The sequence below is a fragment of the Acidobacteriota bacterium genome (assembly GCA_009861545.1).
Taxonomy (GTDB): domain Bacteria; phylum Acidobacteriota; class Vicinamibacteria; order Vicinamibacterales; family UBA8438; genus WTFV01.
In genome coordinates, this window is sequence record VXME01000095.1 from 83,867 (window position 1) to 93,692 (window position 9,826).

The 9,826-nt window shown below is 71.9% G+C and carries 9 protein-coding genes and 1 pseudogene; 9 read left to right on the forward strand and 1 reads right to left on the reverse strand.

Features of this window, described 5'->3' with window-relative positions:
- Positions 1–181 precede the first annotated feature (181 nt).
- The 6 genes from argC to argF are packed head-to-tail and all read left to right on the forward strand — an operon-like array spanning position 182 to position 6,098.
- A complete protein-coding gene (gene argC / locus F4X11_15920) occupies positions 182–1,171 on the forward strand; it encodes an N-acetyl-gamma-glutamyl-phosphate reductase (protein ID MYN66495.1) in 990 nt (329 codons plus the stop codon).
- Entirely contained in the window at positions 1,168–2,118 is a 951-nt protein-coding gene (argB, locus tag F4X11_15925) for an acetylglutamate kinase (GenBank protein MYN66496.1), read from the forward strand. Before argC ends, argB begins: the two co-directional genes overlap by 4 nt.
- Positions 2,115–3,332 (forward strand): acetylornithine/succinylornithine family transaminase, encoded by a 1,218-nt coding sequence (locus F4X11_15930; GenBank protein MYN66497.1) that lies wholly within the window; start codon positions 2,115–2,117, stop codon positions 3,330–3,332. The genes argB and F4X11_15930 overlap by 4 nt, the downstream gene beginning before the upstream one ends.
- A gap of 20 nt (positions 3,333–3,352) precedes the next feature.
- Entirely contained in the window at positions 3,353–3,886 is a 534-nt protein-coding gene (locus F4X11_15935) for a GNAT family N-acetyltransferase (protein ID MYN66498.1), read from the forward strand.
- Positions 3,883–5,097, forward strand: a complete 1,215-nt coding sequence (argJ, locus tag F4X11_15940; GenBank protein ID MYN66499.1) for a bifunctional glutamate N-acetyltransferase/amino-acid acetyltransferase ArgJ — start codon at positions 3,883–3,885, stop codon at positions 5,095–5,097. Before F4X11_15935 ends, argJ begins: the two co-directional genes overlap by 4 nt.
- A complete protein-coding gene (argF, locus tag F4X11_15945) occupies positions 5,040–6,098 on the forward strand; it encodes an ornithine carbamoyltransferase (protein MYN66500.1) in 1,059 nt (352 codons plus the stop codon). Before argJ ends, argF begins: the two co-directional genes overlap by 58 nt.
- Here argF and purD read toward each other — a convergent pair.
- Positions 6,095–7,945, reverse strand: a pseudogene (gene purD / locus F4X11_15950) (phosphoribosylamine--glycine ligase). The gene argF and the pseudogene purD sit on opposite strands and share 4 nt — an antisense overlap.
- 211 nt (positions 7,946–8,156) lie before the next feature.
- Here purD and F4X11_15955 point away from each other — a divergent pair.
- From F4X11_15955 to F4X11_15965, 3 genes are all read left to right on the forward strand, one after another.
- Positions 8,157–8,354: a 30S ribosomal protein S21 gene (locus F4X11_15955; protein ID MYN66501.1), complete on the forward strand. Its 198-nt coding sequence runs from the start codon at positions 8,157–8,159 to the stop codon at positions 8,352–8,354.
- A 161-nt stretch (positions 8,355–8,515) separates the two neighbouring features.
- A complete protein-coding gene (locus F4X11_15960) occupies positions 8,516–8,854 on the forward strand; it encodes an STAS domain-containing protein (GenBank protein MYN66502.1) in 339 nt (112 codons plus the stop codon).
- 91 nt (positions 8,855–8,945) lie between these two features.
- Positions 8,946–9,826: hypothetical protein (locus F4X11_15965; GenBank protein MYN66503.1), on the forward strand; the 881-nt coding region annotated here is incomplete at its 3' end.

Sequence of the window (9,826 nt, forward strand, 5' to 3'; positions counted from 1 at the left end):
CGAATCAGTATACACCGCCGGAGATCGGCGTGCAACGCGGGGAACTACCCCACTCGCAACGGAGGAAATGCGGCCATCTCGACTGGCGGCGGTTGACGTGACCGGGACGCAAGGCGTATAATTACGCTCTTTGGCGCATAGATATCCAGGCCCGACAGAAACGACGTTCCTGACGCGATAGATGTCCAACATCCGAATCGGAATCGCCGGCGCGACCGGTTACGGCGGCCAGGAGTTGCTGCGCCTCGCGGCGCGCCACACCGCGGTCGACGTCACCGTCGCGATGAGCTCGGGCAGCAGCGAGACCGCGCAGGATCTGCCCGCGCTCGCGGGAATCTGGAACGGCCGCATCGAGCCGTTCTCGATGGACGGTCTGGCCGACCGGGCCGACGTCGTCTTCCTCGGCCTGCCCGACACGGTCAGCGCCGAGCTTGCCCCGGCCCTGCTCGCCCGCGGGCGGCGGGTCTTCGACCTGTCCGGCGCGTTTCGGCTGCGCGACGACGGCGAGCGACGACGCTGGTATCCGGCGACGCCCGCGCTCGGCCGGCCCGCCGTCTACGGCCTGACGGAATGGAGCCGCGAGCTGCTGCCCGGGGCCGGGCTCGTCGCCTGTCCGGGGTGCTACCCGACCGGCGCGCTCCTGGCCCTGAAGCCGCTCGTCGACGCCGGACTGATCGCCGCGGACGCGGACGTCTGCATCGACGCCAAGTCCGGGGTATCGGGAGCCGGCAAGAAGCCGAGCCCGCGGACGCACTTCTCCGAGGTGCACGGCAGCGTGGCGGCATACGGCATCTTCGCCCACCGGCACGGCGCCGAGATTCAACAGGAGCTGGCGCGCCCGGTGACGTTCGTTCCGCACCTGGTGCCGCTCGACCGCGGGATCCTGGAGACGATCTACACGCGCCTGCGCCCCGGCGTGACGGCCGATGCGATCGGCGACGCGTATTCGCGCGCCTACGAGGGCTCGCCGTTCGTGCGGTTGACCGGCGACCGGCCGCCCGAGATCAAGCACGTGGCGCACACGAACTTCTGCGACGTCGGCTGGCAGGTGGACGACGGGCGGCTGGTGCTGGTGTGCTGCCTGGACAACCTCGTGAAGGGCGCCGCCGGGCAGGCGCTGCAGAGCTTCAACGTCGCGTGCGGGCTGGACGAGCGCGAGGGATTGAGATGACGCCGCGGCGACGGCCGCCGACGGTCGTCAAGCTCGGCGGCGAGCTGCTGGAGGAGACGGCCCGGCGCCGACGGCTCGCGGGCGCGCTGGCCGATGTGGCCGAGCGGGAGCCGCTGGTTGTCGTTCATGGCGGCGGGCGGGAGGTGGACGCCGAGATGGCGCGCCTCGGCATCCCGAAGCGGGCCGTCGACGGACTGCGCATCACCGACGGCCCCACCCTGGACGTGGTGGCCGGCGTCCTGGCCGGGCGCGTCAACACGCGGCTGGTGGCGGCGCTCGGCGTCGCCGGGGCCAGCGCGGTGGGCCTGACCGGCGCCGACGGCGGCCTGGCGCGCGTGCGGCGGGAACGGCGGTACCGGGCGGCGGACGGGGCGCAAGTGGATCTCGGATTCGTGGGAAAGCCGGTGGGATCCGAACCGCCCGCGTTGCTGCTCGATCTTCTGGGGGCCGGCCACGTGCCGGTCGTCGCCAGCCTCGGCAGCGGCCCCGGGGGACAGATCTTCAATATCAACGCCGATACACTGGCCGGGTTCCTGGCGGCCCGGCTCGGGGCGCGGCGGCTGATCATCGCGGGCGGAACGGCAGGCGTGCTGGACGCGGACGGCCGGACGATCCCCGCGGTGGACGACCGGGCGATCGACGCCCTGATCGGCGGCGGGCAGGCCAGCGCCGGCATGGTGGCCAAGCTGCTCGCCTGCCGGGCCGCGCTCAAGGGGGGCGCCGGCGCGGTCGCCATCGTCGATGGACGTCAGGCGCGCCGGGGGATGTTCGATAACGCGGCAGGACTGCCGTTCGCGCCCGGACGGGCGTCCGCGGCCGGACGGCCGTTCGCGACCGGACGGGCGTCCGCGGCCGGACTGCCGTTCGCGGCAGGAACGACCGTGATCGCGGGAACGAGACGGCGGCCGCAAGCGTCGCGGACCGCGGCGCGCGGGGAAGGACGATGACGACGAGGGCAGAGGCGGTCAAGGCGGTCGAGGCTGCGCATGTGCTGCAGAACTACAAGCGGCACCCGGTGGTGTTCGTGCGCGGCAGCGGATCGCGCCTGGTCGATACGGAAGGGCGCGAGTACCTCGACCTGCTCTCGGGAATCGGCGTCGCCTCGCTCGGTCATGCGCCTCGCCGGCTGGCGGACGCGCTGGCCGCGCAGGCCGGCGAGCTCCTGCACGTGTCCAACCTCTTCTTCCACCCGTTGCAGGGCGAGGTGGCCGAGCGTCTGGCGCGGCTCTCCGGGCTGCCCCGGGCGTTCTTCTGCAACAGCGGAACCGAAGCGGTCGAGGCCTGCCTGAAGTTCGCCCGCCGCTACTGGCGGATGCAGGGCGCGGACGAGCGCTACGAGATCGTCGCGTTCGAGGGCGCGTTCCACGGCCGTACGTTCGGCTCGCTGTCCGTGACGGCCGGCGAGCCGTACCGGACCCCGTTCGCGCCGCTGCTGCCCGGCGTGCGGTTCGTCTCCCCGACCGATCCGGACGGGGTGCGCAACGCCGTCACCGGACGGACCGCGGCCGTCGTCGTCGAACCGATCCAGGGCGAGGGCGGGGTACGACCGATTCCGCGGGCGACCGCGGGGGCCATCGCCGAGGCATGCGAGGCGACGGGGACGCTGCTGATAGCCGACGAGGTGCAGTGCGGCCTGGGGCGCACGGGCCGGCCGTTCTACAGCGCAGCCCTCGGGCTGACTCCCGACCTGATGTCCGTCGGCAAGTCGCTGGGGGGCGGCTTTCCGGTCGCCGCGGCGCTCATGAGCGAGGCGGTCGCCGCGGCGGTGTCCTACGGCGATCACGGCACCACCTACGGCGGGAACCTGCTGGCGTGCCGCGCGGCGCTGGTCTTTCTCGACGCCCTCGACAACGGTCTCATCGACCGCGTGGCGACCGCCGGCCGCCGCTTCCGGCAGGGCCTCGACGCACTGGTGGCGGACAGCGGCGCCATTCACGAGGTGCGCGGGGACGGACTCATGTGGGGCATCGAGGTCGACCGGGCGGTGGCCGACCGCGCGGTCGACTGCGCCCTCGCGCGCGGACTGCTGATCAACCGCACCGCCGGCACCGTGGTCCGGCTGCTGCCGCCGCTCGACATCTCCGACGACGACATGGACGACGGGCTGCGGCGCCTGCGCCTCGCACTCGACGACGCCGGCGCGGCGCTGCCCGGGGCGTGAAGGGACGGAAACCGCGGACCATGGCCACCATGACCCAGATCGCAACCGCCGTGTCCTCGGCGTCGGGCGCCCGGGAGATCGCGATTCGACCCGCGACGGCCGAGGACGCCGGCCGCGTCTACCAACTCATCACCGAGAACATCGTTTCCGGCCACCTGCTCGCCCGGCCCCTCGGGGAGGTGGAGCTGCACGTGCCGCGCTTCCTGGTCGCGACGGACGGCGACGACGTCGTCGGCTGCGGCGAGCTGGCCCGCCTGAGCCCCGCCGTGGCAGAGGTCCGATCGCTGGTCGTCGCGGGACCGCGGCGCGGGACCGGCGTCGGAAGGCGGCTGCTCGAAGCTCTGATCGCCGAGGCGGTGTCGCAGCGATTTCCGCGGCTCTGCGCCTTCACGCACCAGGCGCGCCCGTTCGTGCGCGCCGGTTTCTCCATCGTCCCGCACCCGTGGGTGCCGGCGAAGATCGCGGCCGACTGCCAGACGTGCGACCTCTTCCGGCGCTGTCGGCAATACGCCGTCGTGCTCGACCTGAAGCGGACGGCAGGAGCGTGGAGATGACGGCGCCGGCCATCACCGCGGCGCAGGGCGGGATTACGGCCCCCGCCGGCTTTCAGGCGGCCGGGGTCGCGTGCGGCCTGAAGCCGTCCGGACTGGACCTCGCCCTCCTGGTCTCGGACGCGGTGGCGAGCGCCGCCGGCCTGTTCACCACCAACCTCGCGGTGGCGGCGCCGGTCGTGGTGTCTCGCGAGCAACTCGCCCGCTCCGGCGGTTACGCCCGGGTAGTCGCCGTCAACAGCAAGTGCGCCAACGCCTGCACCGGCGCCGAGGGCATGCAGGCCGCGCGCGCGATGGCCGCCGCCACGGCCGACGCGATCGGCTGCGAGCCGGAACACGCGTTGATCGCGTCGACCGGCGTCATCGGCATGCGGCTCGACACCGGGAAGGTCGCGGCCGGCATCGACGAGGCGGCGCGCAGCCTGAGCCGCAACGCGCACCTTGCTGCGGCTCAGGCGATCATGACGACCGACAACGCGCCCAAGGAAGCCGCGGTGCACGTCACGACCCCGTGGGGAAGCTTCACGATCGGCGGCATGGTCAAGGGCGCCGGGATGATCGAGCCGAACCTGGCGACGATGCTCGGGTTCCTGACCACCGACGCCGCCGTCGATCCCGCGACCCTCGATCGCGCCCTGCGGGAAGTCGCGCGGGACACGTTCAACGCGATCACCGTGGACGGCGAGCCGTCGACCAACGACACGGTCTTCATGCTGGCCAACGGCGCGAGCGGCGTCGGCATGGACGAAGCGACGTACCCGGCGTTGCTGGCCGGGCTCCACGCGCTGTGCACGGGGCTGGCCCGCGAGATCGTACGCGGCGGAGAAGGCGCAACGAAGCTGGTCACCGTGCGCGTCACCGGCGCCGCGTCGAAGGAAGACGCCCGGCGCACGGCGCGGCTGATCGCCAACTCGCCGCTGGTGAAGACGGCGCTCAACGGCGGCGACCCGAACTGGGGGCGGCTCGTGGCGGTGGCGGGGCGCGCCGGCGTCGCGTTCGATCCGGACCGGACCGTCGTGCGGATCGGCCCCGCCACCCTCTACGACGGCACGACGATTTTCGCCGAGCGCGAGCGCGAGGCCGCCGCGCACCTGCAGGGACACGAGGTCGAGGTCACCCTCGATCTCGGCGTGGGCGGCGCGGGCGCGGCCACGATGTGGACCTGCGACTTCAGCGCCGAGTACGTGCACATCAACGCGGACTACCGCACCTGAAGCTGCCGACAGTGACGACCTATCATCCCGCACCCGCGACGACGCACGGCCCGCACGGCGCCGGCAGCCTCGAAGGACGCTGTTTCCTGTCGATTCTCGACTTCGAGCCGGCCGACCTGGAACACGCTCTGGCCCTGTCGGCCACCCTCAAGCGCGACCGGCCGCTGGGCAAGGAGGCCCCGACCTCGGCGGCGCTGCAGGGCACCTACGTGGCGCTGCTCTTCGAGAAGCCGTCGCTGCGAACCCGCTCCACGTTCGAGATCGCCATCCGGGAGCTGGGCGGCAACTTCATCGTCCCGTCGGCGGACGTCGCCCTCGGGAAGCGGGAGTCGCTGGCCGATGTCGGCCGCTGCCTCGAGCGTTGGGTGGCCGGTGCCGTGGTCCGCACCTACGAACAGTCGCGCCTGACCGACCTGGCGCTGGCCACCACGTCGTTTCGCGTCATCAACGCGCTCAGCAACGAAGAGCATCCCTGCCAGGCGCTGGCCGACTGCCTGACCCTGAAAGAACGCTGGGGCGACCCGCGCGGGCGCACCGTGACGTTCGTCGGCGACGGAAACAACGTGGCGACCTCGTTCGCCCAGGCCGCGGTCATGCTCGGCATCCACGTGCGGGTGGCGTCGCCGGACGGGTGCGACCTGCCGCCGGGGATCGACGGGGACATCGCGCGGGTGGCCCGGTTCGGCGCCGAGCTGACTCGGTTCCGCGACCCCGTGGCCGCGGTCAGCGGCGCCGACGCCGTCTACACGGACGTCTGGACGTCGATGGGCCGCGAAGCCGAGGTCGCCGAGCGCCGCCGCCTCTTCGCACCGTACCAGGTGAACGATGCGCTCATGGCCCACGCCGGGAAGGACGCCTGCTTCCTGCACTGCCTGCCCGCCCATCGAGGCGAGGAGGTGACCGACTCGGTGCTGGACAGCCCTGCGTCGGCCGTCTTCGATCAGGCCGAGAACCGCCTCCATACCCAGAAGGCGCTGCTCGTGATGCTGTTCGAAGACTAGCGCCCCGACGCGCCTTCGAGCTCGGCCGCCACCCGCTCGACCTTCTCGGCCAGCCCGGCCTTGTAGGCGGCCAGCCTCTCGGCCACGCGGGCATCCGACAGGGCCAGGATCTGCGCGGCGAGCACCGCGGCGTTGACCGCCCCGGAGGCGCCCACCGACACCGTGGCCACGGGCACCCCCGGCGGCATCTGAACGGTGGCGAGCAGCGCATCCCACCCCTTGAGCGGGGACGAGTCGATCGGCACACCGATGACCGGCAGGGCCGAGTGCGCCGCGACCACGCCGGCGAGATGCGCGGCGGCGCCGGCGCCGACGATGAACACCTTCACGCCGGCGGACGGCGCCTCGGCGATGATGCGCTGCACCCGCGCCGGCGAGCGGTGGGCCGAAGCGACCGTCATGTGCGCCGTCACGCCGAGTGCGTCGAGCACCTCGGCCGCCTTGCGCATGACCGGGGCGTCCGAGTTGGATCCCATCAGTATCTGTACGTCTCTCTGCATCTGTACTTCCCGTTCCGCCATCCGGCGACTGTCCTCCGTGATTCAGGCCAGGCCGCGAACCTCGGTCGCGGCCAGGGCCTTCCGTCCGATATCGGTCCGCATGTGGCTGCCGTCGAACGCGATGCGCCCGACGGCGTCGTACGCGCGGGCGATGGCCTGCGGATAGCTCGCGCCGCGGGCGACGACCGTGAGCACGCGGCCGCCGCTGGTGACGATACGGCCGCCCTGCAACGCCGTGCCGGCGTGCGCCACGTGCACGCCCGGCACCGCGGCGGCGTCATCGAGTCCCTCGATCGGCCGGCCGGTCTCGTAGGATCCGGGGTACCCGCCCGAGGCCATCACGACACCGACGTGGGGGTCCGAGGCGACACGCCAGCGGGCGTCGCCGAGATTCCCGCGCGCCGCCCCGAGCAGCACGGCCGCGAGGCCGCTTTCGACCATGGGAAGAATGACCTGCGCCTCCGGATCGCCGAAGCGCACGTTGAACTCGATCACCCGCGGGCCGGCCGCCGTCAGCATGAGTCCGACGTAGAGTACGCCGCGGTACTCGCGGCCCTCGCCCCGCAGACCGTCGATCGCCGGGCCGACGATGTCGCGCAGGACCCGCGTTTCGAGCTCGGAGTCGAAGAGCGGGCTGGGCCCGAACGCACCCATGCCGCCCGTGTTCGGCCCCGCGTCGCCGTCGAATACGCGCTTGTGATCCTGGGCCGCCGGCAGGGCCAGGCAACGCCGGCCGTCCGCGACGACGAAGAAGGAGACCTCCGGTCCCGACAGGCACTCCTCGACGACGACGGTCGCACCGGCCTCCCCGAAGCGTCGGGCCACCATCGCCTCGCGGACGGCGGCTTCCGCGGCGGCCCGATCCGCCGCCACCGTGACGCCCTTCCCGGCCGCGAGTCCGTCGGCCTTGACGACGACCGGAAACCCGAACCGGTCTCCGGCGACCGCAGCGAGCGCCTGCCGCTCGTCCGTGCAGACCTCGAACCGCGCCGTCGGAATCCCGCGGCGCGCCATGAACGCCTTGGCGAAGGCCTTGCTCGATTCGAGCGCCGCCGCCGCCCGCGTCGGCCCGAAGAGCAGGCGGCCCGCCTCGCCGAAGAGATCCGCCACCCCCTGCGCCAACGGCAGCTCGGGCCCGACGACGGTCAGGTCCGCGCCCTCGGACGCGGCGAGCGCGAGCAGCGCCCGCGGCTCGGAGACGTCCACCGGCGCCACGCGTACGGCGGCCTCCCGAGCGATGCCCGCGTTGCCGGGAGCGCAGACCACGCGGTCGACGGCGGTGTCCGCCGCCAGCGCCCTGACGAGCGCGTGCTCGCGAGCGCCCCCCCCGACAACCAGCACGTTCACGGGCGCAACTCCCTGTCATGACGAAGCCCGTTCGCGGCGCTTCGACCGGCCGCCGCTCCTCCCCTGGCGGCCGCGGTCCGCCGGTTGACGCCGGAGAAGCATTCAACCTATTCTGAGCGTTTGCGATCCGACGCGGTGAGCCTAGCATACGCGCCGGTCGCGCCAGACCGATCCGCGAGACATCCGGATCGACGGAGGGGGTGAATCGAACGTGGCAGAGGTCCGAGTCCAGGAAAACGAGTCGATCGAGAGCGCCCTCCGTCGTTTCAAGAGGAAGGTCCAGCAGGAAGACATCATCAAGGACATCAAGAAGCACTCCTTCTATCTGAAGCCGGGCGACAAGCGGCGCGCCAAGCAGGCGCTCGCCAGAAAACGCTCCCGGAAGAAGATGCGGCGGGACGCCGACTGACCGCCGCGGCGGCGCATGCGCGTCGTTGACACGGGCGAGGGCGCGTGTTAGGTTTTCGGGGCTTTCGGCGCAGTCAACAGCCTTCCCGGCAACAGCGGCCACCAGACTGAAGTGAGCCGTCCGGGCATCGCCAAACCGGGGAGTCGGGGGTAGTAGCAGCCATGCAGATCGAAGAGCGGCAGGTCGGCGACGTGATGATTCTGGACTTGGCGGGCAAGTTGACGATTGGGGAAGGCGACGAGCTGCTGAAGGACAAGATCAACAGCGTGATCCACCAGGGACACCGGAAGCTGGTGCTGAATCTCGCCGATGTGCCCTACGTCGACAGCGCCGGGCTCGGACAGATGGTCAGCACCCTGCATACCGTCAACCGCCAGGGCGGAAAGCTGAAGCTGCTGAACCTGACCAAGCGCATCGAGGACCTGCTGTCCATCACGAAGCTGCTGACCGTGTTCGACGCCTTCGAGAACGAGCAGGAGGCGCTCGACAGCTTCTCCTGATCGGCGGGCGCCCGCCGAGACGCAACGAGCTCACCAAGGCCAAGCCGCGGATTCTCCCGCGCCGCGGCGGTCGGCCATCCCACGGGGACAGATGGCCGAGTTCAACATCCGATCCGATGCCGTCGACGTCGAGCAGATCATGGAACAGATCCGCGCCCGCCTGCGCGAGAAGCGGGGCGTGGACTACACCGAGGACCAGATCCGCGAGCTCGCGAGCGTGAAGCTCGACCGCTTTCTCGACCCGCGGAAGGTCCGCTCCGATCTGCTCGAGCACTACCGGAAGCAGCGCGGCGCTTCTCCGGACTCGGAGTCGCTCGCGGCGGGGGAGCCCTTCGAGCCGGTCGCCGTACCCCCGTTCGAGCCCGACGACGTCTACCGATCCTCCCGTGGCGGCATCGGCGGCATTCTGCGGGGAATCCGGCGCCTGCTGCGCCCCGTGCTGAAGCTGTTCATCAACCCGGGGCCGATGCTGGAGGCCGTTCGGGCGCTCTCCGTGCACGCGGACAGCACCGGCCGGACGTTGTCGCGGGCGCTGAAGGTGAATCAGGAGAGAAACCAGGCGCGCGCGGAGCTCGACGTCCTGACGTACGAAGTGCTGAACAACCTGGTCGTCGAGATGACCAGGCTGGCCATCGATCTGAAGAACCACAAGATGCGGGTCGAATCGGTCGCCGCCCGCCTCGATTTCGACGAGCGGCGGTCTCGCGCGCTCGAAGAGATCGTGCAGTTCCGAACGTCCGGCGCGTCCGGCGAGGCTTCGCGGACGGCCGACGCCGCGGAAACCCCCGGCAGCGGCAGCGGCGGCAGCAGTGGCGGAGAGCCTGGCCCGGAGAAGAAGCGGCGGCGGCGGCGGCGCGGACGACGCCTGGGGCCGGCCCCCCCCCCGGGGGCGACCCCGGGGAGGGCGCCCCGCCGGGGGGCGGCGCCAGCCCGGCCGCCCGGCGAGGCCGCGGCGGGCGGGGGGCCCCCCCC

What these genes read in the sequence shown, in the direction of transcription:
- F4X11_15930 (MYN66497.1), top strand. Translation starts at nt 2,115, where the DNA reads ATGACGACGAGGGCAGAGGCGGTCAAGGCGGTCGAGGCTGCGCATGTG.
- argJ (MYN66499.1), top strand. Translation starts at nt 3,883, where the DNA reads ATGACGGCGCCGGCCATCACCGCGGCGCAGGGCGGGATTACGGCCCCC.
- argB (MYN66496.1), top strand. Translation starts at nt 1,168, where the DNA reads ATGACGCCGCGGCGACGGCCGCCGACGGTCGTCAAGCTCGGCGGCGAG.
- F4X11_15935 (MYN66498.1), top strand. Translation starts at nt 3,353, where the DNA reads ATGGCCACCATGACCCAGATCGCAACCGCCGTGTCCTCGGCGTCGGGC.
- argC (MYN66495.1), top strand. Translation starts at nt 182, where the DNA reads ATGTCCAACATCCGAATCGGAATCGCCGGCGCGACCGGTTACGGCGGC.
- F4X11_15960 (MYN66502.1), top strand. Translation starts at nt 8,516, where the DNA reads ATGCAGATCGAAGAGCGGCAGGTCGGCGACGTGATGATTCTGGACTTG.